At 68.9% G+C, this 18119-nt stretch carries 15 protein-coding genes; 5 read left to right on the forward strand and 10 right to left on the reverse strand.

Annotated elements, in window-relative coordinates; translation table 11 throughout:
* Positions 1–8 precede the first annotated feature (8 nt).
* The 6 genes from AC07OZ_RS13635 to AC07OZ_RS13660 all read right to left on the reverse strand — a co-directional run bounded on the left by AC07OZ_RS13635 (position 9) and on the right by AC07OZ_RS13660 (position 9727).
* A complete protein-coding gene (locus tag AC07OZ_RS13635) occupies positions 9–935 on the reverse strand; it encodes a ZIP family metal transporter (RefSeq protein ID WP_495467638.1) in 927 nt (308 codons plus the stop codon).
* A complete protein-coding gene (locus AC07OZ_RS13640) occupies positions 922–2322 on the reverse strand; it encodes a class II fumarate hydratase (RefSeq protein WP_495467639.1) in 1401 nt (466 codons plus the stop codon). The genes AC07OZ_RS13635 and AC07OZ_RS13640 overlap by 14 nt, the downstream gene beginning before the upstream one ends.
* Positions 2323–2341: 19 nt before the next feature.
* Positions 2342–2815 carry a hypothetical protein gene (locus AC07OZ_RS13645; RefSeq protein ID WP_495467640.1) on the reverse strand — a complete coding sequence of 158 codons (474 nt, stop codon included), beginning with the start codon at positions 2813–2815 and terminating at the stop codon, positions 2342–2344.
* 322 nt (positions 2816–3137) lie between these two features.
* Entirely contained in the window at positions 3138–4421 is a 1284-nt protein-coding gene (locus tag AC07OZ_RS13650) for a DUF1501 domain-containing protein (RefSeq protein WP_495467641.1), read from the reverse strand.
* Positions 4422–4474: 53 nt separating this feature from the next.
* The gene (locus AC07OZ_RS13655; RefSeq protein ID WP_495467642.1) at positions 4475–6061 is read right to left on the reverse strand and encodes a DUF1800 domain-containing protein; all 1587 of its coding nucleotides are present in this window, start codon (positions 6059–6061) and stop codon (positions 4475–4477) included.
* A gap of 78 nt (positions 6062–6139) precedes the next feature.
* Positions 6140–9727: an indolepyruvate ferredoxin oxidoreductase family protein gene (locus AC07OZ_RS13660; RefSeq protein WP_495467643.1), complete on the reverse strand. Its 3588-nt coding sequence runs from the start codon at positions 9725–9727 to the stop codon at positions 6140–6142.
* Between the two features lie 162 nt (positions 9728–9889).
* On the opposite strand from AC07OZ_RS13660, the gene AC07OZ_RS13665 reads away from it, so the two are divergent.
* Both AC07OZ_RS13665 and AC07OZ_RS13670 read left to right on the forward strand, forming a co-directional pair.
* Positions 9890–10360: an Lrp/AsnC family transcriptional regulator gene (locus AC07OZ_RS13665; RefSeq protein ID WP_067277870.1), complete on the forward strand. Its 471-nt coding sequence runs from the start codon at positions 9890–9892 to the stop codon at positions 10358–10360.
* Between the two features lie 186 nt (positions 10361–10546).
* Positions 10547–11245, forward strand: coding sequence for a CBS domain-containing protein (locus tag AC07OZ_RS13670; RefSeq protein WP_495467644.1), 699 nt, complete (start codon positions 10547–10549; stop codon positions 11243–11245).
* A gap of 19 nt (positions 11246–11264) precedes the next feature.
* On the opposite strand, the gene AC07OZ_RS13675 is transcribed toward AC07OZ_RS13670, so the two are convergent.
* On the reverse strand, positions 11265–11717 hold the full coding sequence (locus AC07OZ_RS13675; protein ID WP_495467645.1) for a hypothetical protein: 453 nt from the start codon (positions 11715–11717) through the stop codon (positions 11265–11267).
* A 288-nt stretch (positions 11718–12005) separates the two neighbouring features.
* Between AC07OZ_RS13675 and AC07OZ_RS13680 the strand changes: the two genes are divergently transcribed.
* Complete coding sequence (locus tag AC07OZ_RS13680; protein ID WP_495467646.1) at positions 12006–12560, forward strand: protein phosphatase CheZ; 555 nt, start codon at positions 12006–12008, stop codon at positions 12558–12560.
* 42 nt (positions 12561–12602) lie between these two features.
* On the opposite strand, the gene AC07OZ_RS13685 is transcribed toward AC07OZ_RS13680, so the two are convergent.
* Entirely contained in the window at positions 12603–13421 is an 819-nt protein-coding gene (locus AC07OZ_RS13685; RefSeq protein WP_495467647.1) for a M90 family metallopeptidase, read from the reverse strand.
* A 335-nt stretch (positions 13422–13756) separates the two neighbouring features.
* Between AC07OZ_RS13685 and AC07OZ_RS13690 the strand changes: the two genes are divergently transcribed.
* Together AC07OZ_RS13690 and AC07OZ_RS13695 are read left to right on the forward strand one after the other, a co-directional pair.
* Complete coding sequence (locus tag AC07OZ_RS13690; RefSeq protein ID WP_495467648.1) at positions 13757–14143, forward strand: hypothetical protein; 387 nt, start codon at positions 13757–13759, stop codon at positions 14141–14143.
* Positions 14144–14211: 68 nt separating this feature from the next.
* Positions 14212–15057 (forward strand): lectin, encoded by an 846-nt coding sequence (locus tag AC07OZ_RS13695; RefSeq protein ID WP_495467649.1) that lies wholly within the window; start codon positions 14212–14214, stop codon positions 15055–15057.
* A gap of 43 nt (positions 15058–15100) precedes the next feature.
* Here AC07OZ_RS13695 and AC07OZ_RS13700 read toward each other — a convergent pair whose 3' ends face one another.
* A complete protein-coding gene (locus tag AC07OZ_RS13700; protein WP_495467650.1) occupies positions 15101–16252 on the reverse strand; it encodes a 3-deoxy-7-phosphoheptulonate synthase in 1152 nt (383 codons plus the stop codon).
* A 320-nt stretch (positions 16253–16572) separates the two neighbouring features.
* Positions 16573–18036 carry a metalloprotease TldD gene (gene tldD, locus AC07OZ_RS13705; RefSeq protein WP_495467651.1) on the reverse strand — a complete coding sequence of 488 codons (1464 nt, stop codon included), beginning with the start codon at positions 18034–18036 and terminating at the stop codon, positions 16573–16575.
* Positions 18037–18119 lie beyond the last annotated feature (83 nt).

Here is an 18119-nt window from a genome sequence, read left to right on the forward strand (position 1 = left end):
CGGGCCGCTCAGCCCAGCGCCGTGTCCAGCACCATCATCAACGCGAAGCCGAGCATCAGCCCTTGCGTCGCCCAGCGCTCATGGCCCTTGCGGTGCGACTCGGGAATGATCTCGTGGCTGATGACGAACAGCATCGCGCCCGCCGCGAAGCCCAGTCCCCAGGGCAGCAGCAGCGGCCATGCGGAGACGACCCACGCGCCGAGCACCGCGCCGACGGGCTCGACCAGCCCCGACGCCGCGCCCAGCAGCAGCGCCTTGCGCCGCGAGTAGCCGACCGACATCAGCGCCACCGCGATGACGAAGCCCTCCGGCAAGTCCTGGATCGCGATGGCCAGGCTCAGGCTGGCCGCCGCGACCGGATCGTTGGCCGCGAAGGCCACGCCGATCGCGAGACCCTCGGGCAGGTTGTGCAGCGTGACCGCGATCACGAACAGCGTCGTGCGCCGCAGCCGCGTCGGGTCCATGCCTTCGCGGCCCTTGATGAAATGCTCGTGCGGCAGCCAGCGGTCGAGCGCCATCAGCGCCCAGGCACCGAGCAGCACCGCCAGCGCGACCTGCGCGGCGGCGCCGGTCGGCGTCGCATGCACGCGCGCGGCCTCGAGGCCGGGAATGATCAGCGAGAACGAGCAGGCCGCCAGCATCACGCCGGCGCCGAAGCCCATCAGCGCGTCCTGCCCGCGTGCGGACAGGCTGCGCGTGCCCAGCGCGGGCAGCGTGCCGAAGGCCGTCGCTGCCGCGGCGAGCAGGCCCGCCTGCAGCGCCATCGAGATCACCGAGCCGTGACCGACGCCGCCGGCCGGCTTGATCCACAGCCAGCCCTGCTGCAGCAACAGCACTGCGCCGATCAGCAGGATCGCGAAGCCGAAGGCCTGGCGCAGCCGATGCCGGCGCGCCAGGGCCCTGTCGTGGTGGGTGATCGCGTCAGAGTCCGCCATCGGTCAGTTTCGCGGGATCCAGCATCTGCTGGAGGGTGGCGCGGTCGAAGTCGGTCATCTCCTCGGCCACGTCGAGGATCGGCCGCTTCTCCGCATAGGCGCGCTTGGCGATCGCGGCGGCCTTCAGGTAGCCGATCTCGCGGTTCAGCGCGGTGACAAGGATCGGGTTGCGCGCCAGCGCGTGTTGCAACCCGTCGGTGTTGACCTTGAAGTCGCGGATCGCCTGCTCGGCCAGCGCCTTGGTGGCCGCAGACAGCAGGGCCAGGCTGTCCAGCAGGTTTGTCGCGATCAGCGGCAGCATCACGTTGAGCTGGAAGTTGCCGGACTGCCCCGCGATCGTGATCGCCGCGTCATGGCCGATGACCTGCGCGCAGACCATGGTCACCGCTTCCGGGATCACCGGGTTCACCTTGCCCGGCATGATCGACGAGCCGGGCTGCAGCGCGTGCAGCTCGATCTCCGCGAGGCCCGCCAGCGGGCCGGAATTCATCCAGCGCAGGTCGTTGGCGATCTTCATCAGCGCGACCGCCAGGCCCTTCAGCGCGCCCGACAGGGCGACTGCCGTGTCCTGCGCCGAGAGCGCGGCGAAGAAGTCCGGCGCCGGGCGGAAGCTCAGGCCGGTGAGGGTGGACAGTTCCTCGGCGAAGCGCTGCGCGAAGTCCGGATGGGCGTTGATGCCGGTGCCCACCGCGGTGCCGCCCTGCGCGAGCTCGCACACCGACGGCAGCAGCGCGCGCAGTTGCGCGCGGCGCGCTTCGATCTGCGCGCACCAGCCGCCGAGCTCCTGGCCCAGGCGCAACGGCATCGCGTCCATCAGGTGGGTGCGGCCGGTCTTCACGTGATGGCCGACGCTCTGGATCTTGTCCTGCAGCGTCTGCACCAGCAGGTCCAGCGCGGGCAGCAGCTCACCCTGCAGCGCCTGCGCGGCACTGATGTGCAGCACCGTCGGGATCGAGTCGTTGCTGCTCTGGCCCGCGTTGACGTGGTCGTTGGGATTGACCGTGACCGGATTCGCCGCGCCGTTGCCGATCAGCCGCGTGGCGACCGTGGCGATCACCTCGTTGGCATTCATGTTGGAGCTGGTGCCCGAGCCGGTCTGGAAGATCTCCACCGGGAAGTGGCTCATCAGCGCCGGGTCCTGCAGCAGTTGCGTCGCGGCGCGGTCGATCGCCTGACCGATGTCGGCCGGCACCTGCTCGAGCGCGATGTTGGCGCGCGCCGCGGCGGCCTTCTGCAGCACCAGCGCGCGCACGAAGCGCTCGGGCATGGGCTGGCGGCTGATGGCGAAGTTCTCGACCGCGCGCTGCGTCTGCGCGCCGTACAGCGCGTCGACGGGCACGGCGACCTCGCCCATGGAGTCGCGTTCGATGCGGGTGGCCTTGTTCATGGGGATGCTTCTTTCCTGATCATTCCTGGAGGGGGCTGCGGCTCAGGCGCCAATGGAAGCGCTGCAGGCGCGCGACGAGGGCGGTGTCGCCCTGGGCGTCGGCCAGCCGGTGCAACGCCGCGAGCGGACGGTTGAGCTGATCCAGGCAGGCACATCGCCAATGCCAGGGTAGCAGCGTGTTGTGAGAAGCGCCGTACAGCAGCCGGAGGGCCTGTTCGTGAGCGGGGATCGCCGCGAGGACGCCCGCATCGACCAGTTGCTCCAGCGCCAGCTGATGCTGCCGCAGCAGCGCCGGTTCATCGGGGGCGAGGCCGCAACTGATCTTCAGCGCCATCCAGCGCAGGCATTCGACGCCCGGATGATCGGCGGCGGCGCATTCCCCGTCGACCGCCATCGGAGCGGCCCGCGACTCCCCCGCGAGAGGGAGGGCGAGGGCGGAGGCAGGCACGGACGAGCCATGGGGCGCGGGCATGCGGGAGGGAAGCAAGGGCATGGCGACTCCTGACGATCGAGGCGTGAACCGGGAGGACCGGCGGACACGGGCTGGCAGGAACGCTTGCTGTGGCGGAACGGGAAGCGGGATCCGGCAAGACCGGCGCCCGATGCAGGCATGCAAAAAAGAAAAGAGAGGTCGAGCCGCGAAACGATGCCGATCGGATCGCGGCGCAACCTCTCTGCAATTTGCATTGGTCGCGCGGGGTCGGAACCCGCAGGAGTCTTCTCGTTTGAGGATGATCCTAGATGAGAATTGCTCTCATCTGCAAGCCAGTGTGCGCAAGCGCTTGCGAAGGCTGGGGGCTTTGCGCGAAGCGGCGTCAGATCAGGCGAAGGTCCTTGGGGCGGACGCCCGGGAAGACGCGGGCCAGCGCCTCGTTGGACAGGCCGAACTGGCGTTGCCACAGTCCGCCCAGCACGGCGCGGTAGTCGTTGAGCACGGGGTAGTCGCGGTTCTGGAACAGCGAGGTCGCCGTCAGCGCGATCTGGTCGCCGGCGACCGGGCCGCCGGACGCGAGGCCGCCGCCCAGCAGCCAGTAGACGCTGCCGTGACCATGGTCGGTGCCGCGGTTGCCGTTTTCGCGGAAGGTGCGGCCGAATTCGCTGATCACCATCACGGTGGTCTGTTGCCAGAGATCGGGTCCGAGCTCGCTGGCGATCGCCGAGAGGCCACGGCCCAGTTCCTCGAAGCGGTTGGCCAGCTGACCCGTCGCGCCGCCCTGGTTGACGTGCGTGTCCCAGCCGCCGACGTCGATGAAGCCCAGGCTGAAGCGTCCGCGCATCAGGGTCGCGATGCGGCGCGCTTCCAGTTCGAAGCCCTTGGCGGGAATCGCGTTGCGACCGGCGGCGTCGGTCATCGTCTTCATCCGGTCGGGGGACAGGTCGCGCGCCAACTCCTCGCGCAGCGCGAGGCCTTCCTCCACCGAGGCACCGAGGCTCTGGCCCTGGTACATGCTCGCGATCAACGCGCGGTTTTTCGCGTCGACGGCGGGGCGCGCGGTCTCGCGCAGGCCGGCGTTGGCGATCCTCACCGGACCGCGGAAGGCGATCGGCAACTGGTCCGTGAACGACAGCGCCTGTTGCGCGTCGAGTTCGGCCGCCAGGCGGTTCAGGAAGCCCGAGTTGTAGTCGCGCGAACCGCCCACCGGCTGGCCGAGTTCGATGCTGTCCTGCGTTTCGAAGTGACTGCGTGACAGGTCCTCCGTCCCGGCAAAGGGAATGAAGCGCGCCTGTCCCGCCTGCGCCAGCGGGAACAGGCTCGCGCGCAGCGCCGGGTGCAGGCCCCAGTCAGCGTTGAGCGGCAGCGCGGAGGCCGCATCGGTCGGCGACGGTCTGGCGATCGCGATGCGTGGCCGTTGCTCGTAATAGAAGCTGCTGCCCGTCGGGATCAGCAGGTTCGTCGCGTCGTAGCCGCCGCGCAGGAAAACCAGCAGGAAACGCGGGCGTGCGCCCGAAGCCGGGGACGCCGGCGCCCCTCTCCGCTCAATCGCCTCCTCACGCTCGGCATTCGCTCCAAGGGGCGCCGGCGTCCCCGGCTTCTCCAGACCGCGTCCTGTGGTGCCGGTGGCGCTTGCGGCGTTCGCGGCGAAGAGGCGGGCATGCAAGATCGTCAGGGATCCGGCTGCCAGCGTTCGAAGAAGATGTCGTCGGTCCATGGTCAGCGATACATGAAGTCAGGACTGGAGAGCCACAACGTCAGCCATTGCTGCGGCGTCGTGGTCTGGGCAAGGGCCGTGCGCGTCGCCGGCGCGAGCGTCGGCTCGACACGGGCGCGCAGCGGCTGCAGGTCCGGCATCGGCACTGGCGTGGTCGTGCCCTCGGGCCGGTACAGCGCCACCGCCCCGCCACCGATCTGACGCGCCACCTCGAATCTCAAGGTCATCTGGCCCGGACTGTTCCAGGCGTCCGCCGTCAGCGGATAGCCGTCTGGCGTCTGCTTGTCGTAGAGACCCTGTCCGAGGCGGCGCAGCCAGTTCTGCAGCGGCTGCGCGTTCTGCAGTTCACGCTGTTCGAAACCTGCGCGCAGGCTGGAGAGCAGGTAGACGTGCGGATCCTTGAACCGCGGCGTCTCCGCCGACGCGAACTGCGGCGCGTACAGCATCGGGCGCAGCGTGGCCGGCAGGTCGCCCTTCGTTCTGAGGAAGGCAGCCGCCATCGCGTCGACGACGTCTCGCGGCGGTTGTTCGCCGAGGAAGAACACCGCTAGCTTGCCGCAGACGAAACGCGCGGTCGCCGGCTGCGCGACCAGCAGGTCCAGCACCTCGTCGAGTTCATCGGCGCCGCGGCCCTTGATCGTGCGGCCCAGCAGCTGCTTGTCGCCGAAGTCGTGCCGGCCAGGGTGGAACTCGAACAGGCCGTCGCGTTTGTAGAGCCCCTCGACGCGCGGCGCGACCTTCGCCGGATCGGGATCGACGCGCACGCCGAAGCCCGTCAGCACACGCGCCAGCTCCTGCACGTCGCGCTGCGTGTAGCCGCCGTCGACGCCGAGGGTGTGGAGCTCGAGCAGCTCACGCGCGTAGTTCTCGTTGATCGCGCGCACGGCGTTCTGGTCGTTGTCCAGGTAGCGCAGCATCGCCGGATGCCGCGCGACCGCGCCCAGCATCTTCCGGAATGAGCCCAGTGCATTCGGGCGCAGCGCGCGGTCCTGGTAGTCGGCCAGCATCAGCCGGATGTCGCGCTTGCCCTGGTGCACGTTGAAGTGGTTGAACCAGAACCACGACAGCTGTTCAAGCAGCTGTTGCTCGGCGTAGAGCTCGCGCAGCAGCTGGCGTTCACCGGTCTCGCGCGCCGCGAGGCCCTGCGCGTCCTGATAGGCCTTGCGCGCCGCGACGCGCTCTTCCTCTGTCGCGACCTTGTTGTCGCCGTTGCGCCGGAAGGATTCCGCCGCCCACACACGAGAGGACAGGTCCCCCTGGCTGATGCCCATCGCGTCGATGCGGGCCTGGACGGGCGCGGGCATCGTCGCCTTTGCATCGGCCTTGAGTTGACGTTCGACGTAACGGCCCCAGCCGACGCGCTCGATCTCGCCCAACTGCGATTGCGTCGCGCCCCAGCCGATGCGGTTGGCCGCACGCAGGCGCTGCGACGCGTCCATCGGGATGTCGGGCGCGGAGGGCAACCCGCCGCACGCGGCGAGCGCAGCGGAGGCCGTCGCGCCCAGCAGCAGCGAGCGGCGCCGGAGCGCGAGGGGCGATGCCGTCGCCGGCACTGCGGTCGACGAAGGGATCGGTGTCGAGGGTGACATGCGACAAGCATGCCGCCCCCGTGTCGACCGTGTCCAGTGGCCTTTGCGCTACTTCACAGTTGTAGGCGCGCCGCACCGTCAGAGTTCGGCCACGCCCTTCACCCGTTCGGGCGCCTTCGTCAGTGGCACGACGGCGATGGGCGCCTCGACCGCACGGCCGTGGAAGCGATCGAGCAGATCCTTCCACTGCGCGCGCACGGTGACGACGTTCGCCAGCTTCACGTGGCCGTAGCCACGGATGCCTTCGGGCAGGCGTGCGAGCTTGATGGCGACGTCGAGCTTGTCCGCGCTCAGATGCGCCAGCAGCTCGTCGACGAGGGCTTCGTAGTCGCGGACCAGCTGGCGCTCGATGCGGCGCTCTTCGGTCTTGCCGAAGATGTCGAGCGCGCCGCCGCGCAAGCCCTTGAACTTCGCCAGCGTCTTCAGCGCCTTGAAGGTCCACGAGCCCAGTTCGATCTTCTTCGCGCGGCCGTCGGCGCCCGGCTTCGACAGCAGCGGCGGCGCCATGTGGAAGCTGAGGTGGTCCCAGTCCTCGAACTGCGCCTTCAGCGCGGCTTCGAACTTGCCGTCGGTGTACAGGCGCGCGACCTCGTACTCGTCCTTGATGGCGAGCAGCTTGGCGTAGTAACGCGCGACGGCCTTCGTCAGGCGAAGGCCCTTGCCGGCCTCGCCCAGCGCGGACTCGGCAGTGCGCACGCGGTGCACCAGCGCCTCGTAGCGCGAGGCGTAGGCGGCGTCCTGGTAGTCGGTCAGGAAGGCCTTGCGGCGCGAGACCAGGCCCGGCTGTCCGTCCTTGTCGTCGAGCTGGTCGAAGTTGAACCACTGCACCGCGGAGCCCGGCTGCTCACCGGCCAGGCGGCGCAGCGCCTCCGGCGCGGCGATCGCGAGACGGCCCAGTGCGAACGCGGTCTTGTTGTTCTCGACCGCGACGCCATTGAGCTCGATCGCGCGCATCAGCGCCTCGAAGGACACCGGCACCAGGCCGCGCTGCCAGCACGCACCCAGCATGATGATGTTGCTGGGCATGGTGTCGCCCATCAGGCGCTTGGCGATGTCCTGCGCGTCGATGCTGGCGAGCAGGTCCTTGCCCTCGCCGACGGCGTGGCGCATCTTCGCGATGAGCGCGTCGGCCTGCAGGCTCGCATCCGGGTTGCGGACGAAGGCCGCGGTCGGCAGTTCATGCGTGTTGGCCAGGATCACCGTGCGGCCGGCCTTGATCGTGGCCAGCGCGTCGGCGCTCGCGCCCACGACCATGTCGCAGGCGAGCAGCACGTCGGCCTGCTGCGTGTCGATGCGGACCTGGTTGAGCAGGTCCTGCGTCGGCGCGACGCGCACGAAGGACAGCACCGCGCCGCCCTTCTGCGCGAAGCCCATGAAGTCCAGCACCGAACTCTGCTTGCCTTCCAGGTGCGCAGCCATCGTGACCAGCGCGCCCACCGTCACGACGCCGGTGCCGCCGACGCCGGTGACCAGCATGTCGAAGGGCCCCGTCCACGCCCAGGGCGCGGGCGGCAGGATCGCGGCGATCTCGCGCGCCAGGTCCGCGGGCCCGAAGGCCGCGCCGGCGCGCTTCTTCAGCTTGGCGCCGTGCACGGAGACGAAGCTCGGGCAGAAGCCGTTCACGCAGCTGAAGTCCTTGTTGCAGCTGCTCTGCTCGATGACGCGCTTGCGGCCGAAGTCGGTCTCCACCGGCACGACGGACAGACAGTTGCTCGCCTGGCCGCAATCGCCGCAGCCTTCGCAGACGGACTCGTTGATGAAGATGCGCTTGTCGGGGTCGGGGAACTCGCCCTTCTTGCGGCGGCGGCGCTTCTCCGCGGCGCAGGTCTGGTCGTAGATCAGCACGGTGACGCCGGCGATCTCGCGCAGCTCGCGCTGCACGGCATCGAGCTCAGAGCGGTCGTGAAAGGTCGTCCCCGTCGGGAAGAGCCCGTGATGGCCCTCGTACTTCTCGATGTCGTCGGAGACCACGACCAGGCGCTTGACGCCTTCGGCCTCGACCTGACGCGCGATCTGCGGCACCGAGGTCTGGCCGTCGACCGGCTGGCCGCCGGTCATCGCGACCGCGTCGTTGTAGAGGATCTTGTAGGTGATGTTGGCCTTGGCCGCGATGGCCTGCCGGATCGCCAGGTAGCCCGAGTGGTAGTAGGTGCCGTCGCCCAGGTTCTGGAAGACATGCTTCTCGGTCGTGAAGCGCGAATGCGCCGCCCAGTCGACGCCTTCGGCGCCCATCTGGATCAGGCCCGAGGTGCCGCGCTCCATCCAACTGGCCATGAAGTGGCAGCCGATGCCGGCCAGCGCGCGCGAACCTTCGGGCAGCTTGGTCGACGTGTTGTGCGGGCAGCCCGAGCAGAAGTAGGGCTGGCGACGCACCGCGTCGGCGCTGTTGGACAGCAGGCAGGGCGTCAGGAAATCGACCACCAGATGGCGCCGGTCCAGCGCCGGGTTCAGTCGCGCGAGCCAGTCGGCGACGGTCGGCATGATGCGCGAGGGCCGCAGCTCGCCGAGCGCGCTCAGCACGGCGGCCCCGTGTTCATCGGACTTGCCGACCACGCGCGGACGCTGCGCGTCGGGCAGGTGGTACAGCAGTTCCTTGATCTGGCGTTCGACGACGGGCGCCTTCTCCTCGATGACCAGCATGTCGGTCAGTCCCTGCGCGAACTCGCGGATACGCGTCGGTTCCAGCGGGTACACCAGGCCGACCTTGTAGACGCGCACGCCGGCCGCGGCCAGCGCGTTGGGGTCCAGGTCCAGGCGGCGCAGCACTTCCATGAAGTCGTAATGCGCCTTGCCGACCGTGACGATGCCCAGCGACGCGCGCGGGCTGACGACGATGTGCTTGTCGATCGAGTTGACCTTGGCGAAGGCCAGCACCGCGTCGATCTTGTGCGCGAGGCGCGACTCCAGTTCCAGCGACGGCAGGTCGACGGAACGGATGTGGAGGTTGGTCGGCGGCGTGTGGTCGACGGGCAGCTCGAAATCCATCGGCACGGCGTCGAGGTCGACCGTCATGCCCGACTCGACGACTTCCGAGATCGCCTTGAAGCCGACCCACGCGCCCGAGAAGCGCGACAGCGCCCAGCCGTAGAGGCCGAACTCGAGGTACTCGGCCACGTTGCCCGGATGCACCAGCGGCATCGACCAGGCCTGAAGCGCGAGATCGCTCTGATGTGGCGTCGACGAGGAAACGCAGCCGTGATCGTCGCCGCAGACGACGAGCACGCCGCCCTGCTTCGCGGTGCCGTAGACATTGCCGTGCTTGAGCGCGTCGCCGGAGCGGTCCACGCCCGGGCCCTTGCCGTACCACATGGCGAACACGCCATCGACGGTGCGCTTGGGGTCCAGCGCCACGCGCTGCACGCCCAGGCAGGCGGTGGCGGCGAGGTCCTCGTTGATCGCGGGGAGGAAGTTGACTTCCGCCTTGTCGAGGAACTTCTTCGCCTTCCACAGCTGCTGGTCGACCATGCCCAGCGGGCTGCCGCGGTAGCCGCTGACGAAACCGGCGGTCTTCAGACCCTGGCGTTCGTCCTGCGCCTTCTGCATCAGCAACAGGCGCACGAGCGCCTGGGTGCCGGTCAGGAACACCGGTCCGGCGCTGGCGGCCAGGTTGTCGGAGAGCTGGTACGGGCGCAAGGCCGGCGCGGCGGCAAGACTGGCTTCGGTCATGGCTTGTCTCCCCAATGGGGCGAGCCGACCAGGCAAGGCCGGTCGGCTCGGATTGTCAGAAGAATGAATGAGGCGATTCTTTCCGAGACAATGCGCACTTTCTTGCTCCGTTTACTAAAGCGGAGGCGTGAATCGACAGGATCATTCTCAGGAATCGCCAATATGGAGAACGAACGTTTCGATCGGGCGACGCGCTTGATCCTCGAGGCCTTGCAAGCGGACGCGCGCCAGAGCACGCAGCAGCTGGCGGACAAGGTCGGTCTGTCGGCGACGCCGGTCTGGCGCCGGGTCAAGGAGCTCGAGGAGCGCGGCGTGATCAAGCGCCACGTGGCGCTGGTCGACCGGGAACAACTGGGCCTGTCGATCTGCGTCCTGGCGAACGTCAGCCTGGTGCGGCACACCGAGGGCGCGGTCGATGCCTTCGAGGCGATGGTCGCGGGCAGTCCGGAGATCGTCGAATGCCAGGCGATCACTGGCGAGGCCGACTACGTGATCAAGATCGTCGCGCCGGACATGAAGGCCTACGACCAGTTCCTGCAGAGCAAGGTGTTCCGGGTGCCGGGCGTGGCGAGCGTACGCAGCAACGTGGTGCTGCGCGAGGTGAAGTACGAGACGGCGTATCCCGTGCCATGACCCGCGACTGCCAGTTCAACGTGCAGGCAGAGACAGCGAGTGGGGCCGGAATGATGCTGGGGGTTCGCGGACGCGATGCCCCCTGCATCATGGAGTGCCCGCGCTTGGCCTCCCGCGTGAAAGCGACCGCCGCAGTGCGCGTTCTCCTCAATGGGCATCGCGTTTTCGACGTGAGATCCTGACGCCATGTTCTCCGTCTACGGCACTTCGGGAAAGCTTCTCACCGGCGGCCTGGAGCAGGTCCGCGATCTGGCTCCGGTGCAGGCGGTGGCGCGCACGCGCGCTGTGGCGCCGATTGCGCGGCAGGGTGATCTCACGCCTTCGACGGTGGTGCTCGCCGGCGTGGGGCAGGGGGCTGGCGGCGGTGTCGGCGGCGCGCCGGGATTCGGGCCCTCGGCCTACATGGCGCACGAGGCCTTGGCCGCCTACGCCGGCGACACCACGCGAGTGCCGCTGACGCAGGTGCATCAGCTGATGAGCCGGAAGCTGATCAGCGTGATGTCGGGCTCGTCGCTGCGGCAGGCGATGCGGACGATGTCACGCGCCGGCGTCGCGCAGGCGCCGGTGCTCGGTGAGCAGGGCGAGGTGCGCGGGCTGGTCTCGCGCGGCGATCTCACGCGCGGGCTGGCGGAGGATCTGGAGGAGATGGCGGAGATCATGGTCATCGCGCGGCGGCTCGCCGCGGCGGTGGACGATGTGATGTGGACGCCGGTGCCGGTCGCGCAGCCCGACACGCCCTTGCGGGAGGCCGCCCAGTTGATGCTCGACCTGGGCCTGCCCGGCTTGCCGGTGGGCGACGACAACGGCCACCTGATCGGCTTTCTCTCGCGCAGCGATCTGTTGCGCGGCATGACGCACGAGCCGCCGCTGGACCTCTGGTCCTGAAGGCTGCGGCCCTCCGGGGTCAGTACTTGCGCATCCCGCGCTCGGACTCTTCCTGCTCGACCGCCTGCAGCGTGCGCCAGTCGGTGCACACGAAGACGCCGTCCTCGACGATGCGGTCGGGCAGCGAGCCGTCGCCGCGAGCGACCTTCCCGTCCTTGCAGATCATGGTGCCGCGCGCCTGGCCCTGCTCCTGCAGCGCCTTGCCGATGACCATCGAATCCCGCGTGTACAGCGTCAGCATCAGCAGCGCGAACAGCACACCCAGCATCAGCGCCACGCCGACCACGATGTCGCTGACGTCGCGCAACGCGGACGGCGGTGCCGGCGGCGCCGCCTGCGCACGGGGCGCGGCGGCGAAGCTTCGGCCGTCGTCACGCGACGCGCTCGACGGAGAGCGCGACGAAGACGTCGCACCAGACCGTGTGTTGGCGCGGTTGAAGCCGGACGAAGGACGGGTGGTGGCCATGTTCATGAAACGGATCGCTTTGCCAAAGACAAACACCAGCAGGGCGGACCGAAGACGGACGGGATGAAGGCTACAGGCGACCGGTTCGGGCCAGGACTTAAATGCGGGGCTCCTCACCAAAAATGCACGGGTGCCCGGCACCCTTTCCGTTGGTTACAGCAGTTGCAGAACTAAGATTTCCGCACCTCAAAAGGACGCCTCCCGGGCGCCCTGAAGCGCCCGACAGTGGCGCAGTGCGCATACCGCGCGGATCCAAACGCCGACCCTGCGTCCACCTTCGCGAGTTCGAACACCATGACCCACGCCGATACCCCTCTCACGGCCGCCGCGCATCAGGCATTGCAGAAGCTGTCGCACGAGCTGCCGGATGCCTGCGAGCGTCTGGACTACGTGAAGCGCATGACCGACCAGGCCGCCAACAAGGTGCTCGGCATCGTCGAGTCGGCGCAGGAAGATGCGCAATCGGTCGCGCGCCAGGGTCATGAGTTGTCGGAGTCGCTGCAGCGTCTGGCGGCCGCGCCGGACCTGAGCGTCGAACGCGCCCGCGCGATGATGCGGCTGTGCGCCGCCTATGCGGCGGGCGCCGCCGGTTTCGCGGACCGCGTGAAGGGCCTGCAGACCGAGATCATGATGGCCCAGGACTTCCAGGACCTGTCCGGCCAGGTGATCAACAAGGTGCTGAACATGCTGCGCCCCGCGGAGGAGCCGCTGCAGCAGCTGCTCGCCGCGCAGGAACAGGCGGCGCCGGCGGCCGCCGCCGTGGAAGAGCAGCTCGCTGGCGTGCAGACGCCGGACAAGGCGCTGCAGCAGGACGATGTCGACGCGCTGCTGGCCGAGATGGGCTTCTGAGGGGCCTGTTCCCGGCCCGTCGATGAACGGCTCCGTCCTCGTTCAGGACCAGAGCATCGGATCCACCTCGTAATACCGGCGCAATTCCCCGTACAACGCGGGATGCGCCTGAGCCAGCGCCCAAGGCTGCCCGAAGAAACGTTCGCTCGCGACAGCGAAGAACTCCGCCGGTTCGGTGGCGGCGTAGTCGCCGAGCGGATCGGGCTCGCCGGCCGCCAGCCGTGCCCGCAGCAGGTCGAAGCTCTGCTGCATCACCACCGCCCAGCGCGCCTGCCGCGCCCGGTTGCCCAGCCACGGGGCGCCGTTGGCCAGACCCTTGACCTGATCGAGCTGGTGCGCGAATTCGTGCACGGCGACGTTGTGGCCGCGCTCAGGCTGCGCGGCGTCTCTCAGCACGTCGTCCCAGGACAGCACGACCTGACCCTCGCCCCACGATTCGCCGCTCAGCACCTGCCGGTCCTGCATCTGCAACGGGCCTTGATGCCGCACGCGATCGACGATGAACGCGCCGGGATAGACGAGCACCGTGTGCAGCTTCGGGTAGTAGCCGCGGGCGCGTCCGAGCAGCGGCAGCGTCGCCAGCGCGGCGATGGTCACGCGCACCTCGTCGGTGATGACCTGGCCGGCGCAGCCGATGAAGGATTTTTCCGCGAGGAAGACCTGCATCTGGCGCTTGAGTTTCAGTTGCAGGTCCGCCGGCAGCCGCGCGACCTGCGGCACGTTGCGGCGCAGGATCGCCCGCCACACGGCGGGGAAGGCCTTGGCGCGCAGCCGCGCGCGACGGCGCGCCTGCCGCCAGGAGTGGCTCATCAGCCAGAAGCAGATCAGCGCCGCGATCAGCGCAAGCAACAGCAAGGTCATGGCGGGGAGCGCCTCGGCGCTTCGCTGCAAGACCTTGAAGATGCGCGCATGGCGGGCGCTTTTCAAGAGCGGGTCAGGTGTTGCCGCTTGCAATCGTTGTTCGAACGGGATTGCGGCGTCGACGCGACGAAGTCGGGCCCCGAGGGCGATTGACGGTCGATGCGAAGGCGCAGACGCCCGGCGCCGTCATCCGCGGCCCGGACAATTTCGGCCTGGACGACCGCGGACTTGAGCGCTGATTAAAGCGCCACCCCCAGACGGTCGCCTTGATACGAACAGACGAGCATGAGGGAGGGCGGCGACCGGCCGGCAGGCGCGGTGGCCGTCGAGGCGATTTGAAGTTTTCGGAAGTGCAGGCGACGTCGCTCAGGACCTCGCCGTTCGACGTCAGTCCGCTGCAGCAGTACCGCGCGAAAGTCCAGCAGGAGATGCTGGACGGCCCCGCGCCGTCCGTCGTGCTGCGCCTGTCCCCCTTCATCGGGACGGAAGGGCCGCTCAAGGAGATGTACGCACAGAACAGCGCCGACGTCACCTATGGCCGTCACCCGCTCGGCCAGGAAGCGCCGCCGGTCAGCCGCGTCGAGACGCCGCCGTACTCGCACGGCACCTACACGGCAGCCAGCTTCCCGGACCTGCGCGTGCAGGTCGAGCTCGGGCCGATGCTCGTCAGCCATGTCGACCGCGCCGGCGGGACGCCGCGCGTGCTGGACGTCACCGCCTGACCCGCCTTAGCATCGCCCGGAACCGCGTGCGATTGGCGCGCGGATCGAGCGACAGGCGGGAGGGCACGATGGGCCAACAAGGTCAGCAAGATCGACAGGATCAGCGCGCGCGCTGGATGCGGCGCGTCATCGCGGCACCGGTCGCGGCCGGGCTCGTGCTCGGGGGCGCGCCCGCACGGGCGGCCGAACAGACGATCGAACTGAACTCGCGCGGCGGCTATCAGAGCCACCGGCTGCCGGATGGCGCGACGGATGTGGAACTCGTCCAGCAGACGGCCGGCGGGTGCCGCTTCGGGCGGACCTGGGGCTTCGATCTGACCAGCAAGGAGATGTGGGTCGACGGCGGCTGCGGGGGGCGGTTCAAGGTGACGGTCGCGGCGGCTGGAACTGACGGCACGGGCGACACCGGCAGTGCGGGCAGCTCGGACAACTCGAGCAACGTCGGCGCCGCCGTGGCGGCTGCGGCGGTGATCGCCGGCATCGCGCTGCTTGCCAGCAAGGACAAGGGCCGCGACGATGACTGGCAGGGCGACCCCGGCTGGAACAGCCGGCAGATCCGCGGCAAGGGCGGCCTCTGCCTCGACATCGAAGGCGGCGCGCGCCCCGGCCGCAACCTCATCGTCTACGACTGCAACGGCGGAGGGAACCAGCGCTTCGAATGGAACCGCAACGGCGAGCTGCGCGTCTCGGGCCTGTGTCTCGACGTCGCCAACGGCAACACCTCGGACGGCGCACGCGTGATGGCCTACGAGTGCAACGGCGGTGCCAACCAGCGCTGGCGCACGCGCGGCGGGGAGATCCGCAGCGTGGATTCCGGCAAGTGCCTCGACATCGAGAACGGCCGCGCCCGCCCGGGCACGGCCGTCATCATGTATCGCTGCAACGGCGGGGAGAACCAGCGCTGGTCGTGGTGAGCCCGCGGTGGTGAGACCGACGCGGTGAGACCGGTCGCCAGGATCAGCGCGAGACGGTCTCCGTGCGTGCGGCGCGGACCGCTTCGCTGAGCACATCCAGCACCTCGATCGAGTCGTCCCAGGCCAGGCAGGCGTCGGTGATGCTCTTGCCGTATTCCAGCTTCGAGGGATCGTCCTTGCCGGGGCTGAACTTCTGCGCGCCGCCCTTGAGGTGGCTCTCGACCATCACGCCGAAGATGCTGGTGCCGCCGGCGCGGATCTGCGCGGCGATGTCGCGCGCGACGTCCAGTTGGCGCTCATGGTTCTTGCTGCTGTTGGCATGCGAGCAGTCGACCATCAGCCGCGTGTCCAGCTTCGACGCCGCCAGGTCCGCGCACGCGGCCGCGACGCTCGCGGCGTCGTAGTTCGGCGCCTTGCCGCCGCGCAGGATCACGTGGCAGTCGCGGTTGCCCTTGGTCTCGACGATCGCGACCTGGCCGTTCTTGTGCACCGACAGGAAGTGGTGTGGCCGCGCCGCCGCCTGGATCGCGTCGGTGGCGATCTTGATGTTGCCGTCCGTGCCGTTCTTGAAGCCGATCGGCGCGGACAGGCCTGAGGCCAGCTCGCGGTGCACCTGGCTCTCGGTGGTGCGCGCGCCGATCGCGCCCCAGCTGATCAGGTCGCCGATGTACTGCGGCGAGATCACGTCCAGGAACTCCGAACCCGCCGGCATGCCCAGCCGGTTGATCTCCAGCAGCAGCTGGCGCGCGATGCGCAGGCCCTCGTCGATGCGGTAGCTCTCGTCCAGGTAGGGATCGTTGATCAGCCCCTTCCAGCCCACCGTCGTGCGCGGCTTCTCGAAGTAGACGCGCATCACGATCTCCAGCGTGTCGGCGTGCTGCTCGCGCAGGGTCACCAGGCGCTTGGCGTACTCGAGCGCCGCAGCCGGGTCGTGGATCGAGCAGGGCCCGATGATCACCAGCAGCCGGTCGTCCTTGCGCTGCATGATGTCGCGGATGCGCTGGCGCGTGCCGACGACGAGCTGCTCCATGGCCGTGCCACGGATCGGGAAGAAGCGGATGAGGTGTTCAGGAGGCGGCAAGGGCGTGATGTCCAGGATGCGTTCGTCGTCGGTCTGGGAGGTCTTGTCCTGCGGCGAATACCAGCGCTCCGCCTGCGTGGCGCTGGGATAGGGGCTGGTCGACTTGGCATTCATGGGTATCACGCTTTCTCGTGGTGGACGGGCTGCTGGGTAGTCACTTCGCCCGGCCGAAAAAAAACCGCCGGGCTGTGGGCCCGGCGGTTTCTTGAGGATTCTTTGGCGCTCTGCTTATGCGTTCGCCTCTCCTCCGCCGGGGCGGTGCGAGAACCAAAAGTAAGCAAAATAAAACTTGGGTGCGGAACGCATGGGACCAATAGTGCCTGTGCTCAATGCGGCGCGTCAAGCGTCGTGCGGTGACAGCCGCACGATTCGATCGCCGACATCGGGCAAGTCATCCTTCGTGGGAATGTGGTTCGGTCGCGATCGGGCGGGGGTCAGGCCGTGCCGCCGACGGTCAGCCCGTCGATGCGCAGCGTCGGCTGGCCGACACCCACCGGCACGCTCTGGCCTTCCTTGCCGCAGACGCCGACGCCGGTGTCCAGCTGCATGTCGTTGCCGATCATGCTGACGCGGGTCAGCGCGTCCGGGCCGTTGCCGATGATGGTCGCGCCCTTGACCGGGTACTGGATCTTGCCGTTCTCGACCCAGAAGGCCTCGCTGGCGGAGAACACGAACTTGCCCGAGGTGATGTCCACCTGACCGCCGCCGAAGTTGGTCGCGTACAGGCCCTTGTCGATGCTGGCGATGATCTCCTTGGGATCCTTGTCGCCGCCCAGCATGTAGGTGTTGGTCATGCGCGGCATCGGGACATGGGCGTAGCTCTCGCGGCGGCCGTTGCCGGTCGGGGCGACCTTCATCAGGCGCGCGTTCATCGCATCCTGGATGTAGCCCTTGAGGATGCCGTCCTCGATCAGCACGTTGCGCTGCGAGGCGCAGCCCTCGTCGTCGACGTTGAGCGAACCGCGGCGGTCGGGGATGGTGCCGTCGTCCAGCACCGTCACGCCCTTGGCGGCGACGCGTTCGCCGATGCGGCCGGAGAAGGTCGACGAGCCCTTGCGGTTGAAGTCTCCTTCCAGGCCGTGGCCGACGGCCTCGTGCAGCAGCACGCCGGGCCAGCCCGGGCCGAGGACGACGGTCATCTCGCCGGCCGGGGCCGGGCGCGACTCGAGGTTGGTCAGCGCCGCGCTCACCGCCTGCTCGACGTAGGAGGCGATCATCTCGTCGGTGAAATAGGCCAGGCCGAAACGCCCGCCGCCGCCGCCGGAACCCACCTCGCGGCGGCCGTTGCTCTCGGCGATGACGGTGACGGACAGGCGCACCAGCGGCCGCACGTCGGCGGCCAGCGTGCCGTCGGCGCGCGCGATCAGGACGACCTCGTGTTCGGCGGCCAGACCCGCCATCACCTGCGCGATGCGCGGGTCCTTGGCGCGGGCCAGGCGCTCGGTGCGCTCAAGCAGGGCGACCTTCTGCGCGCTGTCCAGGCTGGCGATCGGGTCGGCGTCGCCGTAGAGCGCGCGGCTGCCGGAGACGATCGGTTCGCTCGGCACCTTCACGCGGCGGCTCTGGCCGGCCGAGGCGATCGCGCGCACGGTGCGGGCGGCGTCGAGCAGCGCGGCCTCGGAGATGTCGTCGGAGTACGCGAACGCCGTCTTCTCGCCGGCGACGGCGCGCACGCCCACGCCCTGGTCGATCGAGAAGCTGCCGCTCTTGACGATGCCTTCCTCCAGGCTCCAGCCCTCCGCGCGGGTGGTCTGGAAGTAGAGGTCGGCGTCGTCGACGCGGTGCTCGGTGATCAGGCGCAGGGCCTGCGAGAGCGACGCATCGGTCAGGCCGAAGGGTTCGAGCAGCTGGGCACGGGCGGTGACCAGGCGGGCGAGGGTGGGTTCGCGCGAAATCATCGGCTGATTGTAGGCATCGGCCGTGACGCCCGCCCTGGAGCCGGCGGGACCGACCCTCCCGGGGGGATGGTGACCTCCGGTAG

This window comes from Roseateles sp. GW821-FHT09G03 (assembly GCF_059416045.1).